This window comes from Plantactinospora sp. CNZ320, assembly GCF_002846275.1.
This window is the reverse complement of the sequence record NZ_PJMP01000001.1, coordinates 1977180-2000745: the sequence shown is the minus strand read 5'-3', so window position 1 is coordinate 2000745 and position 23566 is coordinate 1977180. Positions and strand designations below refer to the sequence as shown.

The 23566-nt window shown below is 72.8% G+C and carries 16 protein-coding genes, 1 tRNA gene and 2 pseudogenes; all 19 read left to right on the top strand.

Annotated features, from left to right (window positions below; genetic code table 11):
- Positions 1–200: 200 nt before the first annotated feature.
- The 19 genes and pseudogenes from recN to CLT71_RS08500 all read left to right on the top strand — a co-directional run bounded on the left by recN (position 201) and on the right by CLT71_RS08500 (position 23349).
- Positions 201–1958, top strand: a complete 1758-nt coding sequence (gene recN, locus CLT71_RS08590) for a DNA repair protein RecN (RefSeq protein ID WP_101366641.1) — start codon at positions 201–203, stop codon at positions 1956–1958.
- A 180-nt stretch (positions 1959–2138) separates the two neighbouring features.
- Positions 2139–3317, top strand: a complete 1179-nt coding sequence (gene steA / locus CLT71_RS08585) for a putative cytokinetic ring protein SteA (RefSeq protein ID WP_101366640.1) — start codon at positions 2139–2141, stop codon at positions 3315–3317.
- Positions 3318–3368: 51 nt separating this feature from the next.
- Positions 3369–4304, top strand: coding sequence for a copper transporter (locus tag CLT71_RS08580; RefSeq protein WP_101366639.1), 936 nt, complete (start codon positions 3369–3371; stop codon positions 4302–4304).
- The gene (locus CLT71_RS08575) at positions 4301–5176 is read left to right on the top strand and encodes a hypothetical protein (RefSeq protein ID WP_101366638.1); all 876 of its coding nucleotides are present in this window, start codon (positions 4301–4303) and stop codon (positions 5174–5176) included. Before CLT71_RS08580 ends, CLT71_RS08575 begins: the two co-directional genes overlap by 4 nt.
- 1 nt (position 5177) lies before the next feature.
- Positions 5178–6917 (top strand): lipid II flippase MurJ, encoded by a 1740-nt coding sequence (murJ, locus tag CLT71_RS08570; RefSeq protein WP_101366637.1) that lies wholly within the window; start codon positions 5178–5180, stop codon positions 6915–6917.
- Positions 6918–6961: 44 nt separating this feature from the next.
- Positions 6962–8086: pseudogene (locus CLT71_RS08565) on the top strand (glycosyltransferase family 4 protein); the annotation flags it as partial.
- A 143-nt stretch (positions 8087–8229) separates the two neighbouring features.
- Positions 8230–10491, top strand: coding sequence for a hypothetical protein (locus CLT71_RS08560; RefSeq protein WP_486483149.1), 2262 nt, complete (start codon positions 8230–8232; stop codon positions 10489–10491).
- Between the two features lie 135 nt (positions 10492–10626).
- Positions 10627–12360 (top strand): annotated as a pseudogene (gene pyrG, locus CLT71_RS08555) (CTP synthase); the annotation flags it as partial.
- Between the two features lie 130 nt (positions 12361–12490).
- Complete coding sequence (locus CLT71_RS08550; protein ID WP_486483148.1) at positions 12491–13099, top strand: NUDIX hydrolase; 609 nt, start codon at positions 12491–12493, stop codon at positions 13097–13099.
- A 313-nt stretch (positions 13100–13412) separates the two neighbouring features.
- Complete coding sequence (ald, locus tag CLT71_RS08545) at positions 13413–14528, top strand: alanine dehydrogenase (RefSeq protein ID WP_101366635.1); 1116 nt, start codon at positions 13413–13415, stop codon at positions 14526–14528.
- Positions 14525–15532, top strand: a complete 1008-nt coding sequence (locus tag CLT71_RS08540; RefSeq protein WP_101366634.1) for a site-specific tyrosine recombinase XerD — start codon at positions 14525–14527, stop codon at positions 15530–15532. Before ald ends, CLT71_RS08540 begins: the two co-directional genes overlap by 4 nt.
- A gap of 247 nt (positions 15533–15779) precedes the next feature.
- A complete protein-coding gene (locus tag CLT71_RS08535) occupies positions 15780–16709 on the top strand; it encodes a ParA family protein (protein WP_101366633.1) in 930 nt (309 codons plus the stop codon).
- 93 nt (positions 16710–16802) lie between these two features.
- Positions 16803–17852, top strand: a complete 1050-nt coding sequence (locus CLT71_RS08530) for a segregation and condensation protein A (protein WP_486483147.1) — start codon at positions 16803–16805, stop codon at positions 17850–17852.
- The gene (gene scpB / locus CLT71_RS08525; protein ID WP_101366632.1) at positions 17849–18868 is read left to right on the top strand and encodes an SMC-Scp complex subunit ScpB; all 1020 of its coding nucleotides are present in this window, start codon (positions 17849–17851) and stop codon (positions 18866–18868) included. Before CLT71_RS08530 ends, scpB begins: the two co-directional genes overlap by 4 nt.
- The gene (locus tag CLT71_RS08520) at positions 18855–19604 is read left to right on the top strand and encodes a pseudouridine synthase (RefSeq protein ID WP_101366631.1); all 750 of its coding nucleotides are present in this window, start codon (positions 18855–18857) and stop codon (positions 19602–19604) included. Before scpB ends, CLT71_RS08520 begins: the two co-directional genes overlap by 14 nt.
- A gap of 151 nt (positions 19605–19755) precedes the next feature.
- Entirely contained in the window at positions 19756–20439 is a 684-nt protein-coding gene (gene cmk, locus CLT71_RS08515) for a (d)CMP kinase (RefSeq protein ID WP_101366630.1), read from the top strand.
- A gap of 103 nt (positions 20440–20542) precedes the next feature.
- Positions 20543–21946 carry a ribosome biogenesis GTPase Der gene (gene der, locus CLT71_RS08510; protein WP_101366629.1) on the top strand — a complete coding sequence of 468 codons (1404 nt, stop codon included), beginning with the start codon at positions 20543–20545 and terminating at the stop codon, positions 21944–21946.
- Between the two features lie 256 nt (positions 21947–22202).
- Positions 22203–22276: transfer RNA gene (locus CLT71_RS08505), tRNA-Pro, on the top strand.
- Between the two features lie 116 nt (positions 22277–22392).
- Entirely contained in the window at positions 22393–23349 is a 957-nt protein-coding gene (locus CLT71_RS08500; protein ID WP_143743414.1) for a tyrosine-type recombinase/integrase, read from the top strand.
- Positions 23350–23566: the final 217 nt, after the last annotated feature.

The window sequence follows — 23566 nt, the reverse complement described above, 5'->3', positions numbered from 1 at the left end:
GTTGACCGCGACCAGCGCCGCAGTTGACCGCGCCGGCCTGCGGGTCGGGCAGGTGGTCGGGGTCCACCTGGCCGGCCGCCGACGGTCGACCGCTACCGGTGTCGACGGTGTCGGGGAGTGCCCGGGGCGTGTGCCGGATACCGATCAGGTCGCGTGCCCGGGTGGTCAAGTGTCGGGGCCCGCTACTACTGTCGGTGGCTGTGCTGGAAGAGCTGCGCATCACCGGACTGGGCGTCATCGAGGACACGACGCTGCCGCTGACCGGCGGCATGAACGTCATCACGGGCGAGACCGGCGCTGGCAAGACGATGGTGGTGACCGGGCTCGGCCTGCTCTTCGGCGGGCGGGCCGACGCCGGCCGGGTGCGGGCCGATCCCGGCCGGGCCGTGGTCGAGGGACGGCTGCGGTTGACCGGCGCCGCCGCGACGGCGGTGCACGCCCGGGTGGTCGACGCTGGCGGTGAGCCGGACGACGACGGTTCGGTGCTGCTCAGCCGTACGGTCACCGTGGAGGGGCGGTCACGGGCGCATGTGGCCGGCCGCAGCATGCCGGTGTCGATGCTGGGCGAGGTGGGCGAGCAGGTGTTGGCCGTGCACGGCCAGTCCGACCAGCTCCGGCTGCTCCGACCGGCCGAGCAGCGGGCCGCGCTGGACCGGTTCGGCGGGCCGGAGCACGAGAAGCTGCTGGAGAGCCTGCGCGAGTCGTACACCCGGTGGCGGCGGGTCTGCGACGACCTCGCCGACCGGCGACGCAACGCGCGGGAGCGCAACCAGGAGGCCGACCTGCTGCGGCTCGGCCTGGACGAGATCACCCGGGTCGATCCGCAGCCGGGGGAGGACGAGGAGCTGAAGGCCGAGGCGCAGCGGCTGGAACACGCCGAAGGCCTGCGTACGGCGGCACAGACGGCCCAGCTCTGCGTGGCGGGCGCGGCCGAGCCGACCGACGAGATGGCCGACGTGACGACGCTGCTCGGGCACGCCCGCCGGACGTTGGAGGCGCAGGCCGGCGTGGACCGGACCCTCGGCGATCTCGCGGTGCGGCTGGAGGAGGTCGCCACGCTTGTCGGCGACGTCGCGGCCGAGCTGTCCGGCTATCTCGCCGCGCTGGACGCCGATCCGGCCCGGTTGCAGGTCATCTACGAGCGTCGGGCGGCACTGCGTGGCCTGACCCGCAAGTACGCCGACGACGTCGACGGGGTGATCGCCTGGGCGGACCGGGCCCGGACCCGGCTGGCCGAGCTGGACAACTCCGACGAGCTTCTCGACGAGCTGGACCGGGAGCGGCAGCGGCTGGCCGGCGAGGTGGCCGAGCTGGCGGGCCGGCTCTCGGCGGCCCGTCGCGAGGCGGCCACCCGGTTCGCCGAGCAGGTGACTGTGGAGCTGGCCGGACTGGCGATGCCGCACGCCCGGATCGAGGTGGCGGTGCTGCCCCGGCCGGTCGGCAGGGCCGAGCCGTCGCTCACCGTCGACGGGGTCGAGGTGGGGGTCGGTCCGGACGGGGCGGACGAGGTGGAGCTGCGGCTGCTGGCCCATCCGGGTGCACCGTCGCTGCCGCTGCAACGCGGCGCCTCGGGTGGTGAGCTGTCCCGGGTGATGCTCGCCATCGAGGTGGTCTTCGCCGGTTCCGGCGGCCCGCCCACGCTGGTCTTCGACGAGGTCGACGCCGGGGTCGGCGGGCAGGCGGCGGTGGAGATCGGCCGCCGGCTGGCCCGGCTGGCCCGTAGCCACCAGGTGTTGGTGGTGACCCACCTGCCCCAGGTGGCGGCCTTCGCCGACCGGCATCTGGTGGTGGCCAAGGACACCGGGGGGGCGGTGACGACCAGCGGGGTGCGGGTGGTGGAGGACACCGACCGGGCCCGGGAGCTGGCCCGGATGCTCGCCGGTTTGCCGGATTCCGATCTGGGTATCGCCCATGCGGAGGAACTCCTGGCGGTGGCTGCCCGGGAACGCTACTCCTGAGCTGCGGCGGCGCCGCGTACGCAGCGGAGCGTGACCCCGACGGCCACGATCCGTGGTACCGAATCGACGGTGTGACGCCGACCACACCCGGCCGGGCATCCATGTGGTTCCCTTGGGGTGGCGGCCCTGCTCAGGCATGTCGCGACAGAAAGCTCTGCCTCACATGCCAGGATGGTTGGGATGCGTTTACCCACGTTGCGTCGGGCCCGGAGCGCGGAACCGGGCAAAGTCGTCGGCACCGCGCGCCTCGACCGCCGGACGAAGCGCCTGGTCAGCCGGCTGCGTCCAGGTGACATCGCGGTGATCGACCATGTCGATCTGGACCGGGTGGCGGCCGACTCGCTGGTCGCGGTCGGCGTCGCCGCGGTGCTCAACGCCAAGCCGTCGGTCTCCGGCCGCTATCCGAACCTCGGCCCCGAGGTGTTGATCAAGGCGGGCATCCCCCTCGTCGACGACCTGGGCGAGGGCATTTTCCAACAGATCCGGGAGGGCGACACCGTCCGGATCGACGGCAACACCGTGCTGCTCGGCGACGAACCGGTCGGGCACGGCAGCCGCCAGGACGCCGAGTCGGTGGCGAAGGCGATGTCGGACGCCCGGGAAGGGCTGTCGGTGCAGTTGGAGGCGTTCGCCGCCAACACCATGGAATACCTCAAGCAGGAGCGGGAGCTGCTGCTCGACGGTGTCGGTGTGCCGGACGTCGAGACGCCGATCCGGGGCCGGCACTGCCTGATCGTGGTCCGGGGCTACGACTACAAGGCCGACCTCGACGTGCTGCGCCCGTACATCCGGGAGTTCAAGCCGGTGCTGATCGGCGTGGACGGCGGCGCGGACGCGCTGGTGGAGGCGGGCTACACCCCCGATCTGATCATCGGCGACATGGACTCGGTCACCGACGACGTACTGCGGTGCGGGGCCGAGGTGATCGTGCACGCCTACCCGGACGGGCGGGCGCCGGGACTGGCCCGGGTGAACGGGCTCGGGGTGACCGCGCAGACCTTCCCGGCCGCGGCCACCAGCGAGGACCTGGCGATGCTGCTCGCCGACGGCAAGGGCGCGTCGTTGATCGTCGCGGTCGGCACCCACGCCACCCTTGTCGAGTTCCTGGACAAGGGGCGCGGCGGCATGGCCTCCACCTTCCTGACCCGGCTCAAGGTCGGCGGCAAGCTGGTCGACGCCAAGGGGGTGAGCCGGCTCTACCGGCAGAGCATCTCCGGGTCGTCGCTGTTGCTGCTGGTGCTCTCCGCGCTGGCCGCGATGGCGTCGGCGGTCGCGGTCTCCACCGTCGGAAAGGCTTACCTCGGGGTCGCCTCCGAGTGGTGGGACAATGTCGTATTCCAGCTTGGACAGCTCTTCTAGCCCCGTGCTGCTGTCCTACCGGCCCCGAATGATGATCAAGAGGCTCTTGTCGTGATCAATTTCCGGTACCACGTGGTCTCGCTGACCGCGGTGTTCCTCGCCCTGGCGATCGGTCTGGTCGTGGGTACCGCGGCGCTGAACGGTCCGGTCGCCGACTCGCTGAAGGATCGGGTCAACGCGCTGGGCAAGCACAACGAGCAGCTCCGCGAGTCGGTGAACAACCTGGAGACCGAGGTCCAGCGCGAGGAGGACTTCGTCCGGGAGGCGGCGCCGCACATGCTCAAGGGCACCCTCGCCGGCCGGCGCGTGCTGGTCCTGGTGCTGCCGAGCGGGCAGGACCAGGTCGACGGGGTGGTCGAGATGCTCCGGCTGGGCGGCGCCTCGGTCACCGGGCGGATCGACGTACAGGAGAAGTTCCTCGATCCGGACAGCAGCGTCCTGCTACTGGGCGTAGCGGCCAAGGCGGCCAGACCCACCGTCCCGGACGTCGGGCTGCCCAGCAGCGAGGGCGTGGAGAAGTCCAGCGCACTGCTGGCCAGCGCACTGCTCGACCGTCCGGAGGGCGGCTCGCCGGTGACCGACGCCGACCGCCGCTCGGTGCTCGACGACTACAGCGAAGAGGGCTACCTGAAGGTGCCCGACAAGATCACCGGCTCCGCCGAGGCGGTGGTGGTGGTCAGCGGGCAGCCGTACGTCGACCGGGACGCCACCCGCAAGGACCGCTCGGTGGTGCAGCTCGCCGAGCAGTTCGACAAGGCCGGGGCGATCGTGGTCGCCGGCAACGGCAGCAGCGGCGGGAACCTGGTCGCCGAGGTACGCCGCGATCCGGCACTCTCCAAGACCATCTCCACCGTCGACAACGCCAACACGGTGCAGGGGCAGCTCGTCACCGCGCTGGCGCTGATCCGGCAGATCACCGAGAAGCAGGCCGGGGCGTACGGCGTCGGTGCGGGTGCCGAATCGCTGCTGCCGGAAATGCCCGAGTGACCGCCCGACCCAGGGGCGCCCGGGTCCGGGCGCTCGGCGTCGGCGTACTGCTCGCCGGTGTCGCGCTGCGTGGCGTACTCGCCGGTCCGTGGGCCGCCGGGCTGCGCCGTACCAACTTCCGGGGCCGCACCGTCACCCTCGCCGCAGGCCCGGCGCTCGCCGTCGGAGCCGCCGCCGGTGCCGCCGCGGGCGCGCCGAGCCGGCCGGCCGGGGGCGCCGCCCTGGTCGCCGGGCTGGCCTGCGGGGCGGTAGGGCTCTACGACGACGTGGTCGGGGCCCGGCCGGAACAGAAGACCGCCAAGGGCTTCGCCGGACACCTCGCCGCGCTCCGCCAGGGGCGGGTGACCAGCGGTGTCGTCAAGATCGCCGGGGTCGGCGCCGCTGGCCTGGCCGCCGCCGCCCTGCTCGCCGCCGACCCGACGGTCCGGTCCCACCCCGGCCGCGGCCGCACCGGACGCGCCGCCGGCACCCTCGACCTGCTGCTCGGCGCGGGCGTCATCGCCGGTACCGCGAACCTGGTCAACCTGCTCGACCTGCGACCGGGGCGTGCGCTCAAGTCCGGCGTACTGCTCGGCGCGCCGCTGCTGCCCGGCCCGACAGGTGGACTCGCCGCCGGACCGATCGGTGCCGCCGCTGCACTGCTTCCGGCCGACCTCGACGAGCGCGTCATGCTCGGCGACAGCGGTGCGAACGCCCTCGGCGCGCTGCTCGGCGTCGCGCTGGCCGCCCGTACCGGGCCGGTGGGACGAGCCGGGACACTCGCCGTGATCGCCGCGCTCACCGCCGCCAGCGAGAAGGTCAGCTTCACCCAGGTGATCCAGAACACTCCGGGCCTGCGCGAACTGGACGCCCTGGGCCGGCGACACTCCTGAGGTGGGCAGGCCGGCACCCCTCGCCGGCGCCGGGCGGGTGGCCGGCGCCGCTACGCTGATCGCCGTACTCACCGTGGCGAGTCGACTTGCCGGGTTCGGCCGTACCGGCGTCTTCACCTGGATGATGGGGGACGCAAGCGACCTCGGCGGCATGTACGTGGTGGCGAACAGCGTTCCGAACATCGTCTTCGAGATCGTCGCCGGTGGGGCGCTGGCCAGCCTCGTCGTACCCCTGCTGGCCGGTGCGGTCGCCACGGGTGACCGGGCGGCGGTGGCGGCCACCACCGGGGCGCTGCTGACCTGGACGGTGAGCCTGCTGGTGCCGCTCGCGGTCGCGGTGGCGCTGCTCGCCGAACCGATCGTCGGGCTGATCTCCGACCACCGCAGCGCCGCCGAGATCGAGGCCGGGGCGCGGATGCTCCGGGTCTTCGCCCCGCAACTGCCGCTCTACGGCATCGGCATCGTGCTGACCGGGGTCCTCCAGTCCTACCGGCGGTTCGCCTGGCCGGTGATCGCCCCGCTGCTCTCCAGCGTGACCGTGATCGGGGTCTACCTGGCGTTCGCGGCCGTCGAGGGGGTGCACCCGACCATCGCCGAGGTCGGCCGGGGCGGCGAGTTGATCCTCTCCGCCGGTACCACCCTCGGGGTGGTGGTGCTCTCGCTGTCGCTGCTGATCCCGCTGCGCCGGCTGCACCTGCGGCCCCGGCTCGGGTACGGCTTCGCCGCCGACGCCCGGGCCAGGCTCGGCGGGCTCGCGCTGGCCGGCGCGGTGACGGTACTCGGCCAGCAGGTGGCGCTGCTGGTCAGCCTGCGCCAGCTCAGCGGCGGACCGACCGGTGCGGAGATCGTGTTCAACCTGGCCCAGACGGTGTACCTGCTGCCCTGGGCGGTGCTCGCCGTACCGCTCGCGATCGCGGCTTACCCGACGCTGGCCGCCGCGCACGCCACCGGCGACGAGTCGGGGTACCGCCGGACGCTGGCCCCGACCGTCCGCCGGGTGCTGCTGTTCAGCTGCCTCGGCGCGGCGGCGCTGGTCGGCACCGCCGAACCGGTGGCCCGGTTCTTCTGGCCCGGCAGCGGGGCACCCCAGGTCGCCGCCGTCGCCGGGTTCGCGCCGGGGCTGCTCGGCTACGGCCTCTTCGCGGTGCTCACCCGGGCCCTCTACGCGCGCGGCGCCACCCGCCGGGCCGCCACCGCCACCCTGGCCGGCTGGCTCGTCGTGCCGTTCGCCGCCGTCGGCTTCTCCGCCGCCTTCCCGGTGGACTATCGGGTGTTCGCGGTCGCGGCGGCGAACTCGGTCGGCATGCTGGTGTTGGGGGTCCTGCTGGTCCTCGCGGTCCGGCGCAGCGCCGGCCCGGCCGGGCTGACCGGATTGACCAGGGCAGCCCTGGTCGGGCTGCTTGCCGGGGCGGTCGCGGCGGCGATCGGCGCGGCCTGCGCACACTGGCTGCCCGGCCTCGGTGGTGGTACCCCGGCGCGAGTCGACGCACTCGTGCAGGGCATGCTGTCCGGAGTCGCCGTGGGCGCGGCCTTCGTCGCGGTCGCCTACCCGCTGGACCGGCACGACCTCCGGCCGCTGCTGGCGACGCTGCCCGGACGGCTGCGCGGAATGCTGGCCCGCCGCGGTGGGCCGGCGGCGTCGCGGCGACGGGACGCAACGGAGACGGAGACGGGACGCGCGGACCGGCCGGACGCGGCCGACCCGGGCGAGGACGACGGGAAGGAACGGGTGTCGCGGTGAGCGAGCTTGGGCCGGCTCGACCGGGGGACCGCGCCGAACCGGACGTGCCGGAGCCGACGGCCGCCGTCGGGCGTACCAGGGCGGTGGCCCTGGTGCTCGCCTCCAGTACCGGCGGCGTCGGTCAGCACGTCTCCTCGCTGGTCCGGGGACTTGTCGGTACCGGGCTGGCGGTCACCGTCTGCGGTCCGAGCGCCACCGAGGAACAGTTCGGCTTCACCGCCGCCGGTGCCCGGTTCGTGCCGGTGGAGATCCCGGCCAACCCCACCCCGGCCGACGCGCGGGCGGTCACCGTACTGCGCCGGACACTGGCCGGGGCACCGGTCGACGTCGTACACGCGCACGGACTGCGGGCCGGCCTGGTGGCGGTACTCGCCCGTCCGGCCGCCCCGGTCGTGGTGACCTGGCACAACGCGGTACTCGTCGGCGGGCTGCGCGGGCGGCTCTCCCGGCTGGTCGAGCGGATTGTCGCCCGGGGGGCCCGGGTCAGCCTCGGTGCCTCCGCCGACCTGGTCGAGCGGGCCGTCGCCCTCGGTGCCCGGGACGCCCGGCTCGCCCCGGTTGCCGCACCCACCCTGCCGGCACCCCGCCGCAGCCGCTCGGCGGTACGGGCCGAGTTCGGCGTCGCCCCGGACCAGCCGCTGATCCTCTCGGTCGGCCGGCTGCACCCACAGAAGCGGTACGACGTGCTGATCGACGCCGCCGCGCGGTGGCGTGAACTGGAACCGCCGCCCGCGGTGGTGATCGCCGGCAGTGGCCCGAGCTATCTGCCGCTGGCCGCGCGGATCTCGGCCGCCCGGGCCCCGGTGACGCTGCTCGGGCACCGGACCGACGTGGCAGACCTGCTGGCCGGAGCCGACCTGGCCGTGGTCACCAGCGACTGGGAGGCACGGCAACTTTTCGCGCAGGAGGCGTTGCGGGCCGGCGTACCGCTTGTGGCGACAGCCGTCGGCGGGGTCCCGGAACTGGTCGGCGAGGCGGCCGTACTGGTTCCGCCGGACGACGTGGACGCGGTGGACGAGGCGGTACGGGCACTGCTCGACGATCCCGACCGGCGGGCCGCCCTGGCCGGGCTGGCCACGGTACGGGCGGCGCAGTGGCCGACCGAGCCGGAGACCGTCGCCGCCGTCGCCGCCCTCTACGCCGAACTCGGCGCGGCGCGGCCCACCCCGGCCCGACCCGTGGAGCAGGTGGCCGACGCCGCCGATCCGGGTTCGGCGGGGTCCGGCGCGACAGCGGAGGAGTCCGACCGGTCCGGTGGCTCCCGACCGCCCTCCGCCGGCCGGGAGACGGGCTCGTCGGCGGGGCGCGGCTGATGCTGCGCCGGCTGGTGCCCGCCCTGTTGACCGTGGCGGTGGTGGCTCTCGGAGTCACCGCGCTCGTCGTCCGGCCGGCCGCCCGGACGCCGGCGCAGACCGCCGACTACGTGCTGCTGGCCGGGGTACCCGGACTGCGCTGGGACGATGTCGATCCGCAGACCACCCCGACGCTGTGGCGGATGGCCGAGGGCGGTGCCATCGGCTCGCTGTCGGTGCGGTCGGCCCGGCAGCCGACCTGTCCGGTCGACGGCTGGCAGACCCTCGGCGCCGGCAACTTCGCCGCCTGGGACGCCAGGGTCGTCGCCGAGGAGTGCCCGCCGCTGGACGTCACCGTCGAGCAGCCGGACGCGATCAGCGCCAACCTGCCCGACCAGCGGGCGACTGTCACCCACAACCAGGACAGGTTGCGCTGGGGCACCGTCCCCGGGGCGCTTGCCGAATCGGTCCGCTGCACCGTGGCGGTCGGCCCGGGAGCGGCGGTCGCCGCCGCCAGGCCGTTCGGGCGGGTCGACAGGTACGCCGCGGAACTGCCGCCGGATCCGACCGGGCTGCTCGACGACTGCGTACTCGGCATCATCGACCTCGGTACCGTCAGCGGCGACGATCCCGCCGTCCGGGCCGCCGCCGCCCGCCGCGCCGACGCCGCCCTGGCCCGGGTGCTGGCCGCCAGACCCGAACGTTCCCTGGTGGTGGTGGCCGGGCTCGCCGACACCGACCGGTCGTCCCGGCTGCACGTCGTGGTGGCGGACGGTCCGGGCTGGGGACGTGGCTGGCTGACCTCGCGCAGCACCGGCCGGGACGGCTACCTGCAACTGGTCGACCTGGCACCCACGGCGCTGGCGGCGCTGGGCAGGCCGGCGCCCGAGCGGCTCTTCATCGGCCAGCCGGCGGCGGTGGTCGAGGGCCGCCCGGCCGACCTGCCCACGGCGATCGCCGCCCCCGCCGACGCCGACCGGGAGGCCCGGGCGCAGCAGCAGGTGGCGAAGTGGTTCTTCCTGCTGCTGGCCGGCCTCCAGTGCCTGCTCGCGGTCGCCGTGCTGCCCCTGCTGCGGCGGGCGCGACGCGACGCCGGTCCCGCCGGACCGGCCCCGGCGCCCCGGCGGGTGGTCGCGACGGTCGAGGTACTGCTGATCGCCGCCGCCCTGGCGATCCCGGCCGCGCTCGTCGCGGACGCCGTCCCGTGGTGGCGGGGTGAGCACGCCGGCGTCTACTTCGGGCTGGTCACGGCGATGTTGCTCGGCCTGGCCACCGCCGCGGTGCGACTCGCCCGGGCCTACCAGCGCACCCTCTGGCCGCTGGGCAGCGTGGCCGCGCTGGCCGCGTTGGTCGTCGGGGTCGACGTGGTCACCGGGGCGCGCCTCCAGCTCAACGGGGTGACCGGATACTCGGCCCTGGAGGGCGGCCGGTACGCCGGCCTCGGCACCGTCGGGCTCGGGGTCTTCATCGCCGGCACCCTGCTCGCGGCGGCCTGGCTGGCCCAGCGGGTACGCCGCAGCTGGCGGCCGGCCGTGGTGGTGCTGGTCGGCGTCCTCGGGGTGATCGTGGTCGGCAGTCCCTACCTGGGTGCCGACGCGGTCGGTGCGGTCGCGCTGACCGCCGGGGTGAGCATCGCCGCCGCGATCAGCACCGGTGGCTGGCTCAGCCTCGGCCGGCTCGCCTGGGCCACCGTCGCCGGCCTGGCGGTGACCATCGGGTTCGTGGTGATGGACCTGCGCCAGCCGATCGACCAGCGGGGCAGCCTCGGCCGGTTCCTCACCGCCGTCGGCGACGGCACCAGCGGGCTGACCGTGCACCGCTCCGGTGCGGCGAACCTGGCCGCCCTGGCCGGAAGCCCGCTCACCGTCCTCGCGCTGCTCGGCGCGGTGCTTGTGTGGTTCGCCCTGCTCCGGCCGTGGGGTGGGCTCAAGCGGCTCTTCGGGATCTACCCCGCCATGCGGGGCGCGATGGCGGGTATCCCGGTGGCCGCGGTGATCGCCGGCCTGCTCGGCGGCTCCGCCCTGAACGTCGCGGGTGCGGCGGCGGCGCTGGCCGTGCCGATGGCCGCGCTCGCCGCGCTGCGGGTGCTCGACCACGCCACCGACCGGACCATGCCGGCGACCGCGCCCTGCCCGGACGAGCCGACCGAGCCGGCCCCGACCACCGCCGGCACGGATCCGGCACCCGACCCCGCCGGTGGCGCCGCGCCGCTCTCCGTCACCGTCCGCAGCGGGGTGGAATCCGGGCCGGCGCGGCCGTCCGCCGAGGTACCGGCGGGCTGACCGGCACCGGAAGCGGGTGCCCCCGGCAGCCCGGCCGGGGTTGGTGTTACCGTGGAATCCCGTGGATCGCGTGGATCACTCAACTGGTCCGAAACCGGTTCGCACGACCGCGACAGACGACCACGGGAGCAGGCCTTGGCCCCTTCAGTTCGGACGACCAGGCATATTTTCGTCACCGGTGGGGTTGCCTCCTCACTCGGTAAGGGCCTGACCGCCTCCAGCCTCGGAAACCTCCTCACGGCGCGGGGCCTTCGGGTCGTGATGCAGAAGCTCGACCCCTACCTGAACGTCGACCCCGGCACCATGAACCCGTTCCAGCACGGTGAGGTCTTCGTCACCGACGACGGCGCCGAGACCGACCTCGACGTGGGGCACTACGAGCGGTTCCTCGACCGCGCCCTCTCCGGCAAGGCGAACGTCACCACCGGGCAGATCTACTCGGAGGTGATCGCCAAGGAGCGCCGGGGGGAATACCTGGGGGACACCGTGCAGGTGATCCCGCACATCACCAACGAGATCAAGTCCCGGATCCTGGCCATGGCCGACCCGGACGAGGACGGCCGTACCCCGGACGTGGTGATCACCGAGGTCGGCGGCACGGTCGGCGACATCGAGTCGTTGCCGTTCCTGGAGGCGATCCGGCAGGTACGCCACCACCTGGGCCGGGACAACTGCTTCTACCTGCACGTCTCGCTGGTGCCGTACCTGGCGCCGTCGGGGGAGTTGAAGACGAAGCCGACCCAGCACTCGGTGGCCCAACTGCGCAACATCGGTATCCAGCCGGACGCCATCGTCTGCCGGTCGGACCGGGAGATTCCGGACAAGCTCAAGCACAAGCTGTCGCTCTACTGCGACGTGGACCGGGAGGCGGTGATCGCCGCCCCGGACGCGCCGAGCATCTACGACATCCCGAAGGTGCTGCACCGGGAGGGCCTGGACGCCTACGTGGTGCGCCGGCTCGGGCTGTCGTTCCGGGACGTCGCCTGGTCCAGCTGGGACGACCTGCTGGAGCGGGTGCACCACCCGCACCACACCGTCCGGGTCGCGCTGGTTGGCAAGTACGTCGACCTGCCCGACGCGTACCTGTCGGTGAGCGAGGCGATCCGGGCCGCCGGGTTCGGCCACCGGGCCCGGGTGGAGCTGCACTGGGTACCGAGCGACGAGTGTGTCACCGCCTCCGGAGCGGCGGCAGCGCTGGCCGGGGTCGACGGCATCGTCATCCCGGGCGGGTTCGGGGTACGCGGCATCGAGGGCAAGATCGGTGCCGCCCGGTACGCCCGGGAGAACAGCATCCCGATCCTCGGGCTCTGCCTCGGGCTGCAGTGCATGACAATCGAGGTGGCCCGGCACCTCGCCGGACTCGACGGGGCCAACTCGCTTGAGTTCGACGAGAAGGCGAAGCACCCGGTGATCGCCACCATGGCCGACCAGGAGGACATCGTCGCCGGCCGGGGTGACCTGGGCGGCACCATGCGGCTGGGCGCGTACCCGGCGCGGCTGACCGAGGGCTCGCTGGTCGCGCAGGCGTACGGCGGCACCGAGGTCAGCGAGCGGCACCGGCACCGGTACGAGGTGAACAACGCCTACCGGGACGCGCTGACAAAGGCCGGCCTGCACATCTCGGGTACCTCCCCGGACGGTCGGCTGGTCGAGTTCGTCGAACTGGACCGGTCGCTGCACCCGTTCTTCGTGGCGACCCAGGCGCATCCGGAGCTGAAGAGCCGGCCGACCCGGCCGCATCCGCTCTTCGCCGCGTTCGTCGGCGCCGTCGTGAAGTACTCGGCCGCGGACCAGTTGCCGGTGGAGCTGGCACCGGCCGCCACAGGTGCCTCCGCCGCGGGCAGCGCCGGCAAGCCGGCCACGGATGCGCCCGAGCCCGCCGGGGCGACGGATGCCGCCGAGTCGACCGACTCGGCCGGGCGCAACGGGCAGGTCCGGTCGGCGAAGGCGGGTTCCTCGTCGTGATCGTTGGCAGTCGGGCCGGCACGGCGGTGCGGGCGTGAACGGTCGGGCCGGCGGGCACGGCTACGAGGTACGTGAACGGCGGGAACGGTTCCGGGGCAAGGTCTTCTCGGTGGTGACCGACCAGGTCGCGATGCCGGGCGGCCGGGTGGTGCCCCGGGACTACGTACGGCACGTCGGGGCGGTCGCCGTGCTCGCCCTGGACGAGCGGGGGCGGGCGGTGCTGATCCGGCAGTACCGCCACCCGCTGCGCCGGGTGCTCTGGGAGCTGCCCGCCGGGTTGACCGACGTCGCGGGTGAGGCGCTGCCGGCGGGCGCGCTACGAGAGTTGGCCGAGGAGGTGGATCTCGTCGCGGGCCGGCTCGACCTGCTGGCGGATGTGCACACCTCACCCGGGTACTCCGACGAGCTGATCCGGATCTTCCTCGCTCGGGACCTCTCCGAGGTGCCGGTGGAGCAGCGGCACGAGCGGCGCGACGAGGAGGCCGGGCTGGAGGTGGTCCGGGTCGACCTGGACGAGGCCGTCTCGATGGTCCTGGCGGGCGAGATCACCAACGTGGCCTGTGTCGCCGGGGTGCTCGCGGCGGCCCGCGCCCGGGACGGGGGCTGGGCCGGGCTCCGCCCCGCCGACTCGCCGCTGCCCTGACCGCCGCCCACCCGATGCCGCCCGCCCGACGTCCCGCCTGTGCGGTGCTGCCCGCCCGTGCGGTGCCGTTCGCCTGGCAGTCCGCCCGTGCGGTGCCGCCGGTTCGGCGGTTCCGGTCCGGTCCGCCGATTCGCCGGTCCGGCGTGGCTGACATACCGTCAAGGTTGCCGGTTACCCGCTGTCACAATGCTGGCTGCCGGTGCACCGCCCCGGTCCTAGACTTCCGCGGGCGGGACGGTGGACCGCGGTGGCAACGGAGCCACCGCGCGTCGCGCGGCCGGGGTGGACAGCCCCGGAGGAAGGTGTCGGAATAGTGAAGGTCGGAATTCCGCGCGAGGTCAAGAACCGCGAGTACCGGGTGGCCATCACCCCGGCCGGGGTGCACGAGTTCGTCCGTGCCGGTCACGAGGTGTACGTGGAGTCCGGCGCCGGGGCTGGCTCCTCGATCACCGACGCCGAGTTCGCCGCCGCCGGGGCCACCATCCTCGGTGACGCCGACGAGGTCTGGGGCGTCGCCGAACTCGTTCTGAAGGTGAAGGAGCCGGTCGCCGAGGAGTACCACCGGATGCGCGAGGGGCAGGTGCTCTTCACCTACCTGCACCTGGCCGCCTCGAAGGAGTGCACCGACGCGCTGCTCGACCGCAAGGTGACCGGGATCGCATACGAGACCGTCGAGTTGCCCGACCGGTCGCTGCCGCTGCTCGCCCCGATGTCCGAGGTGGCCGGTCGGCTCGCCCCGCAGGTGGGCGCGTACCACCTGATGCGCTCCGGCGGCGGTCGCGGCGTGCTGATGGGCGGCGTCTCCGGGGTGTACGCCGCCAAGACCGTGGTGATCGGCGCCGGGGTCTCCGGCCGTAACGCCGCCGCGATCGCGCTCGGTCTGCAGGCCGAGGTGCTGTTGCTGGACCGGGCGGTCGGCCAGCTCCGCCAGGCCGACGCGATCTACCGGGGGCACCTCCAGACGGTCGCCTCGAACACCTACGAGATCGAGCGCGCCGTCCTCGACGCCGACCTGGTGATCGGTGCGGTGCTGGTACCCGGTGCCAAGGCGCCGACCCTGATCAGCAACGAACTCGTCTCCCGGATGAAGCCCGGCAGCGTGCTCGTGGACATCTCGATCGACCAGGGCGGCTGCTTCGAGGACTCCCGGCCGACCACCCACGACGATCCGGTCTACCCGGTGCACAACTCGCTCTTCTACTGCGTGGCGAACATGCCCGGTGCGGTGCCGCACACCAGCACGTACGCGCTGACGAACGTCACCCTGCCGTACGCCCTCGAACTGGCCAACCACGGCTGGCGGGAGGCGCTGCGCCGCGACCAGGCGCTCGCGCTCGGCCTGAACACCCATGCCGGCCAGGTCACCTACGGCCCGGTGGCCGAGGCGCACGGCATGGGCACCCTGTCGCTGGCCGACGTTCTCGACTGAGGGGAACCGGCCTGAGCGGACAGCCGCAGCCGGCCGGTGACGGGCCCGAACCGTCACCGGCACTGCGTCGTGCGGTGCGCGGCTACCTCGACCACCTCACCGTCGAGCGCGGGCTGTCGGCGAACACGCTCACCTCGTACCGGCGGGATCTGGAACGGTATCTGGCGACGCTGGCCGCCGGCGGCGTCGAGGACCTCGCGGCGGTCGGGCCGGCCGAGATCGCGGCGCACGTGGCCCGGCTCCGGGCCGGCGCGGACGGCCACCCGCCGCTGGCGGCGGCGTCGGCGGCCCGGGCCGCCAGCGCGGTCCGTGGCCTGCACCGGTTCGCGGTCCGGGAGGGGCTGGTCGGCCAGGACGCGAGCCGGGACGTACGCCCGCCGGTCCCGCCCCGGCGGCTGCCCCGGGCGCTGGAGGTCACCGAGGTGGTCAAGCTGCTGGAGACCGTCGGCTCGGTCGACGCCACCGGCCCCCGGGCCGCGCTGGAGTTGCGGGACCGGGCCCTGCTGGAATTCCTCTACGGCACCGGCGCGCGGATCTCCGAGGCGGTCGGCGCGGCGGTCGACGACCTCGACCTGACCGACGGGTCGGTGCTGCTGCACGGCAAGGGCGGCCGGAGCCGGCTGGTACCCGTCGGCGGGTACGCCGCCGAGGCGGTGCGGGCCTATCTGGTCCGGGCCCGGCCGACGCTCGCCGCCGCCGGCCGGGGCGTGCCGACGGTCTTCCTCAACGCCCGGGGCGGGCCGCTGTCGAGGCAGAGCGCCTGGACGATCCTGCGCCGGGCCGCCGCCCGGGCCGGACTGCCGGTTGACGGCCCACGGGCGGTCTCCCCGCACACACTGCGGCACTCGTACGCCACCCACCTGCTCGACGGTGGCGCCGACGTACGGGTGGTGCAGGAACTGCTCGGGCACGCCTCGGTGACCACCACCCAGGTGTACACGTTGGTCACCGTCGACCGGCTCCGCGAGGTGTACGCCACCGCGCACCCCCGGGCGCGCGGCTGACCGGTGCGATCCCGGTCCCGCCACCGGCGGGGTACTGTCGGGCGGGCGGGTGCGCTTCCGGTCCGCCCGTGGTGGTCAGCGGCCGGTTCGACACGCCGAGACGGTGCCCACTACGGTGCTGCGACGTGGCGTAGAGTCGGGTTCTGGCGCGGCCTCGTGGGGCGGCAATCGAGGTTCGCGGCGGCGCCGCACAGGACACCGTTCGGCTCCGACGCCGGGCAGTCGTCGGGAGGGGGCGTACGAGGACATGGCTGGAAACGCTGACCGTGCCGAGGCGTGGACCTCTAGCCTGCGCGAGCAGCAGTCCGCCCTCGACCTCGGCGCCGAACTGGGGCCGGCCGACCCGGCCGCGTACACGATCCGTAAGCCGATCCCGGAACCGATGCCGACCGACCAGCACGGGCCGGCCCGGATCATCGCGATGGCCAACCAGAAGGGCGGGGTGGGCAAGACCACCACGACCATCAACCTCGGCGCCGCCCTGGCGGAGTACGGCCGTCGCGTGCTGCTCGTCGACTTCGACCCCCAGGGTGCGCTCTCGGTCGGTCTCGGTGTCAACCCGCACAACCTCGACCTGTCGGTCTACAACCTGCTGATGCAGGACGACGTCACCGCCGAGGATGTGCTGATCAAGACGGATGTCGCCGGGCTGCACCTGCTGCCGGCCAACATCGACCTGTCGGCCGCCGAGATCCAGCTGGTGAACGAGGTCGCCCGGGAGATGGCGCTGGCCCGGGTGCTCAGGTCGATCCGCAAGGAATACGACTACGTCCTGATCGACTGCCAGCCGTCGCTGGGCCTGCTCGCCATCAACGCCCTCACCGTGGCGGACGGCGTGCTGATCCCGCTGGAGTGCGAGTTCTTCAGCCTGCGTGGCGTCGCCCTGCTGCTGGACACCATCGACAAGGTCCGGGAGCGGCTCAACTTCGACCTGGAGCTGGAGGGCATCCTCGCCACCATGTACGACAGCCGCACCACGCACTGTCGGCAGGTGCTCCAGCGGGTGGTGGAGGCGTTCGGCGACAAGGTCTACCAGACCGTGATCACCAAGACGGTCAAGTTCCCCGAGTCCACGGTCGCGGGTGCGCCGATCACCACGCTCGATCCGGCCTCCTCCGGAGCCCGCAACTACCGCCAGCTCGCCCGAGAGGTGATCGCCGCGCAGGCCGAGCGGTAACCAGGTGGGCGGTTCCGGCCGACGACGTTCGGCGGTCTCGCGTTTCGTTTGTCCGGGCCCGGTTCTGGAGCCCGCCGGGTCGAGGATCATCGGGTGAGTGACGGTACCGGGGCGACGCTGACGGCTGACGGTCCGGAACCCGTGGACTACGGTCGTCGGGTGAGTTCCCCGCCCACCTCCCCGGTCACGCCGGACCCGGTGCCCGCCGCCTCCGGTCCACCGCCGTCCGGTTCACCGCCATCCGGTCCAGCGCCGTCTGTGGCCGATGCCGCGCCCGCCGAGGGCGAGGCCGGGGCCGAGGCGGCGGCTGGCTTCACCGTACGGCTGGCGAACTTCACCGGCCCGTTCGATCTGCTGCTGCAACTCATCGGCAAGCACAAGCTCGACGTGACAGAGGTCGCCCTGCACCGGGTCACCGACGAGTTCATCGCGTACATCCGGGCGATGGGGGACGACTGGGACCTGGACGAGGCGAGCGAGTTCCTGGTCGTCGCCGCGACCCTGCTCGATCTCAAAGCCGCCCGGCTGCTGCCGGCCGCCCAGGTCGAGGACGAGGAGGATCTGGCCCTGCTGGAGGCCCGGGACCTGCTCTTCGCCCGGCTGTTGCAGTACAAGGCGTTCAAGGAGGCGTCGGGGCACATCGCCGAACTGGAGGCGGTCGGCTCCCGCCGCTACCCCCGGGCCGTCGCCCTGGAGCCGAGGTACGCCGAGGCGTTGCCGGACCTGGTGCTCGGGATCGGACCGGACCGGCTAGCCGCGCTGGCGGTCAAGGCGATGACCCCGAAGAAGGCACCGGTGGTCTCCATCGACCACGTGCACATGGTCCGGGTGAGTGTCCGGGAACACGCGGCGGTGCTACGCGACCGGCTCCGTCGGGCCGGTATCGCCACCTTCCGGGTCCTCTGCGCGGACTGCGAGTCGACGCTGGAGGTGGTGGCCCGGTTCCTGGCCCTGCTGGAGCTCTACCGGGAGGGTCTGGTCGGCTTCGCCCAGGTGGAGGCGCTCGGCGAGCTGACCGTACGGTGGACCGGTCCCGAGGACGGCGGCGCCGAACTCGACATCGACGAGTACGCGGGCGCGCCGGCACCACCGGAGCCTCCCGTGGGCACCACCGGGGACGAGACACAGGAGGAGACGCGGTGACCAGCGACATGCGACCCGACTCGCTGGCCGAGCAGGCGGCGGCCTGGGTGCCACCGTGGGAGCGGCCGACCGGGACCGCGTCGCCGGAGACTTCCACCGATTCCGCCAGCGGGTCCGCCGTTTCTTCCGGGGCGGTCCAGGAGCCTTCGGCTCGGGACGAGCCGGCCGAGGAGCAGCCGTCGGGTGAGCAGCCGTCGGGTGAGCAGGCGTCAGGTGAGCAGCCGTCGGGTGAGCAGCCGTCGGGTGAGCAGGCGTCAGGTGAGCTGTCGTCGGGTGAGCTGCCGGGGCGGGTCGAGGACGGTTCGGTCACCGATCAGACCGGACCGGACACCGGCGCCGGGGAACGCGGGCCGGAGCCGGGCGAGGCGGTGGGCGTACCCGAGGATGTCGCAGCGGAGCCGGAGGGTGTGCCGGCGGCGGCGCCGGTGCCCGGCGGGGCCGGCCGGCGGGCCGCGACGCTCGCCCTGATCGACGAGGACGAGCTGCGCGGAGCCCTGGAGGCCATCCTGCTGGTGGTGGACGAGCCGGTCACCGAGATCCTGCTGGCCCAGGTGCTGGAACAGCCGACCGAGCGGGTCGCGACCATGCTGGAGCGGCTGTCCGCCGACTACACGGCGGCCGGACACGGCTTCGAGCTGCGCCGGGCCGCAGGTGGCTGGCGGCTCTACACCCGGCCGGAATACGCGGCCTACGTCGAGCGGTTCGTGCTGGACGGGCAGTCCGTCCGGCTGACCCAGGCGGCGCTGGAAACACTGGCTGTGGTCGCATACAAACAACCGGTGACCCGGTCGCGGATCTCGGCCATCCGGGGTGTCAACTGCGACGGGGTGATCCGTACCCTGGTCACTCGCGGGCTGGTGGAGGAGTGCGGCACCGAACCGGAGAGCGGAGCGTTCCTGTACCGGACGACGACGCTGTTCCTGGAGAAACTCGGCCTGGACACCGTCGCCCAGCTGCCGCCGCTGGCCCCGTTCCTGCCCGACGACGTGGAAGAGATAGCCGATGCCCCGCGATGACAGTTCCGATGCCCCAGGCGTGGAGCGCCTCCAGAAGGTGCTCGCCGCCGCCGGTGTCGGCTCCCGCCGTGCCTGCGAGGACCTGATCTTCCGGCGCCGGGTCACCGTCGACGGGCGGGTAGCGCAGCTCGGCGACAAGGTCGACCCGGCCACCGCCGTGATCCACGTCGACGGTGAGCGGCTCGTCACCGACACCCGGCTGGTCTACCTGGCGATGAACAAGCCGCGTGGCGTGGTCTCGACGATGGCGGACGAGAAGGGGCGCACCGCGCTCGCCGACTTCCTCGGTCGGGTGGAGGAACGCGTCTACCACGTCGGTCGGCTCGACGCCGACAGCGAGGGACTACTGCTGCTCACCAACGACGGCACGCTGGCACACCGGCTGATGCACCCGTCGTACGGGGTGCAGAAGACCTATCTGTGCGAGGTGGCGGGGCCGCTGTCCCGCAACGCCGGGCGGCGGTTGAAGGCCGGTGTGGAACTGTCCGACGGCATCGCCCGGGTGGACGAGTTCCGGCTGGTGGACACGCTGGGGCGTACCGCCCAGGTGGAGCTGACCCTGCACGAGGGGCGCAAGCACATCGTCCGGCGGCTGCTGGAGGAGGTCGGGCATCCGGTGTCCCGGCTGATCCGTACCGCCATCGGACCGATCCGGCTCGGCGACCTGCGGCCCGGTCGTAACCGCCGGCTGACCAACGCCGAGATCGCCGCACTCTTCAAGGCGGTGGGGGACTGACCCCGGTCGCCTGGCTCTGATGTCGGACGCGGGCCGGTCCGGCGGACGGGGCATGATGGACAACGACACGCGGCGGGGCCGCCACGGCCGGCTGCCCGCAGAATCCGGCAGTGCCGGGCGTATCGCCCAAGGGATCGGTGAAGGAGGAACGGTGGCGGAAAAGGTACGGACCGGGCGATGTGTGGTTGCCGTGGACGGCCCGTCCGGTTCGGGGAAGTCCACCGTCTCCCGTCGACTGGCCAACGCGCTCGGCGCCCGATACCTCGACACCGGTGCGATGTACCGGGCCGTCACCTGGGCGGTACTCCGCTCCGGGGTCGACCCGCAGGACTCCGAGGCGGTGGCGAAGGTGGCGGGGGAGACCGACCTGAAGATCGGGGTGGACCCCGAGGCGCCGAGCGTGACAGCCGACGGTGTCGCCGTCGACCGGGAGATCCGGGGCGCCGAGGTGACCGCGGCGGTCTCGGCGGTGTCGGCCGTACCCGCCGTCCGGAAGCTGCTCGTCGCGCAGCAGCGCGAGATGATCGCCGCAGCCGGCCGGATCGTGGTGGAGGGCCGGGACATCGGCTCGGTGGTGGCGCCCGACGCCGACCTCAAGGTCTACCTGACCGCCTCGGCCGAGGCGCGGGCGCTGCGGCGCAGCACGGAGAACGCCGCCGATCTCACCGCCACCGCCGCCGACCTGGCCCGGCGGGACCAGTTCGACTCCACCCGGGCCGCGGACCCGCTGCGGCAGGCCCCGGACGCCGTGGTGCTGGACACCACCGCCCTGGGCATCGACGAGGTCGTCGCCCGGCTACACGACCTGCTCACCGACCGGCGGTCCGACCAGTGACCCGGCGAAGCGGCGGGACCGGTGGGTTGGTGGACGACCGGGGTAGCACCCGGCGGGGCGACACCGTCATGGTTCGCCCCGGTGCTGCACTTGAGGAGGCGGCGTGAGCGCGGGGGATGGTTGGATCGAACTGCGGGAGCCGGACGTCGAGGAGGGTGAGCCGACCGGTCCGGTGCCGGTGGTGGCCGTGGTCGGGCGGCCCAACGTCGGCAAGTCGACGCTCGTGAACCGGATCATCGGCCGCCGGCAGGCGGTGGTGGAGGACACGCCCGGGGTCACCCGAGACCGGGTCCCGTACGACGCGCAGTGGTCGGGACGGCAGTTCACGGTGGTCGACACCGGCGGCTGGGAGCCGGACGCGAAGGACCGGGCCGCCGCCATCGCCGCCCAGGCCGAGAACGCCGTCGCCACCGCCGACGTGGTGCTCTTCGTGGTCGACGCCACGGTCGGGGCGACCGACGTGGACGAGGCCGCCGTACGCATGCTCCGGCGCAGCGCCAAGCCGGTGCTGCTGATCGCCAACAAGGCCGACAACACGGCCGTGGAGCTGGAGGCCACCTCGTTGTGGTCGCTCGGGCTGGGCGAGCCGAGGCCGGTCTCCGCGCTGCACGGCCGGGGTGCCGGCGACCTGCTCGACGCGATCCTGGAGGCGCTGCCGGACGCGCCGCCGATCAGCGAGGGTGGCCCGCGCGGGCCGCGTCGGGTGGCCCTGGTCGGCCGCCCCAACGTCGGCAAGTCCAGCCTGCTCAACCGGCTTGCCAAGGAGGAGCGGGCGGTCGTCGACCCGGTCGCCGGCACCACAGTCGACCCGGTCGACAGCCTGGTCGAGATCGGCGGCGAGGTCTGGCAACTGGTGGACACCGCCGGGCTGCGCAAGCGGGTCGGCAAGGCCAGCGGCACGGAGTACTACGCGAGTCTGCGTACCGCTGCGGCGATCGAGGCCGCCGAGGTGGCAGTGGTGCTGCTCGACGCCAGCGAGCCGATCAGCGAGCAGGACCAGCGGATCCTCACCACGGTGACCGAGACCGGCCGGGCCCTGGTGATCGCCTTCAACAAGTGGGACCTGGTCGACGCGGACCGCCGCTACTACCTGGACAAGGAGATCGAGCGGGAGCTGCGGCGTATTCCCTGGGCGATCCGGATCAACGTCTCGGCGAAGACCGGACGGGCGGTGGACAAGCTCGCCCCTGCGTTGCGTACCGCCCTGGCCAGCTGGGAGACCCGGATCCCGACCGGGCAACTGAACCAGTGGCTCACCGCACTGGTGCAGGCGACGCCACACCCGGTGCGGGGCGGCCGGGCACCCCGGGTGCTCTTCGCCACCCAGGCGGGTACCTGCCCGCCGCGGTTCGTACTCTTCACCACCGGCCCGCTGGACGCCGGGTACCAGCGCTTCGTCGAGCGGAAGCTCCGCGAGGAGTTCGGCTTCGAGGGCAGTCCGGTGGAGGTTTCGGTACGTCCCCGTAAGAAGATCGGTGCCGGCGGGCGGGGCAAGGCGCACGGCTGAGCGCCCGACGTCAGGTGGGCCGCCCTCGATGAGCTTCGCCTGTCCTGTTCCGTCCTGTTCCGTTCCATCCCGTTCCGGTCTACCGGAGCGGCATGGCTCCCGCTCCAGTTAATGACCTATCTTCCTAGGATGGATTAGGGAGTATGACAGGTGTGGCAACGTGAAGCGGGCGGCAGGGGACGGTGGGCCGCTGCACGTACGAAACCGGCCTGCGCTACGCTGTACCGGCCGTCGCGCGGCGCAGGCCGGGCGAGGGCGGGACGTGGCGCAGTTTGGTAGCGCACTTGACTGGGGGTCAAGGGGTCGTCGGTTCGAATCCGGCCGTCCCGACAGCGAGAGGGTTTCCACAGGTCAGAGCCTGTGGAAACCCTCTTTTTTGTGTTCACGGTGGTTCGTCGAGGTCGAGCACGCCGCTTATCGACCCCTTGACTCGACGGGTGACCGACATGGCTCTACTGGACCTCACCAAGCTCACCACCGACCTGTCCTCGACCTGGGCGGGATACCTACGCGACTGGGACCGGACGCTGCGGGCGGGCAACTACCCGGAGACGACCCGGTACAACTACCTTCTCGCCGCGGCGCAACTGGCCCGCTATCTGGCGGAGCACTCGCCGGACCCTGATGCCGCCGACGCCGCGGAGGACCCCACCGAGGTGACCCGGGGGCACGCGGAGGCGTTTCAGGCATGGATGATCGAGACCCGGTCCGCGTCGACCGCGCTGAACAAGCACAAAGGTCTGCAGCAGTTCTTCAAGTGGTTGCTGGTCGAGGAGGACATCGACCGGTCGCCGATGGATCGGGTCCGACAGCCCAAGACGCCACAGAAGCTGATCCCGATCATCCGGGACGAGGACACGAAGAAGCTCCTCGACGCCTGCAAGGGCAAGACCTTTCCGCACCTGCGCGACGAGGCGATCATCCGCCTGTACTACAACACCGGTGCGCGGCTGTCGGAGGTCGGCAACCTACTGCTCGATGATGTTGACCTGAACACGGAGTCGGTGCACTACCACGGCAAGGGTGCCAAGGACCGCCGGGTGCGGTTCGGGCCGAAGACGGCCCGGGCCATCAGCCGCTACCTACGCGCGCGAGGCAAGCACAAGGGATCGGAACTGCCGGATCTGTGGCTCGCCGACCGCGGCGGGCGGAGGTTGGCGGCCAACGGCATCAAGATTCGCCTGAAGCGATTGGGTCTCGCCGCTGGCGTGGCGAACGTGCACGCCCACCGCTGGCGGCACAACTTCGCTCACGAGTGGAAGCGCGCCGGCGGGAACACGGGCGACCTGATGCTGCTGTTGGGTTGGACCTCGGAGGACATGCCCCGGCACTACGGCGCGAGCGCGGCGGCCGAACGCGCCCAGGAGATTCAGGTGCAACTGGGCATCGGGGAAGGGGTGTAGACGTCGGCAACGCTGTCGGCCGGTCCGAGTACCTTGGCCGACCGCGTTGCTCTCGTCGTCGATCGGCGGGCCCGAGTCGAGTCAGGCTGGATTCGGCTCACTGGCTCCGGTGCAGATTTCGGTACGACCGGTTGTACACAGCAGCATCCGAGTAGCCGGCCTAATGCTGATCGGCATCCATGACGCCTGTAGGACCGGCCGACGGTCCGATTGCTGA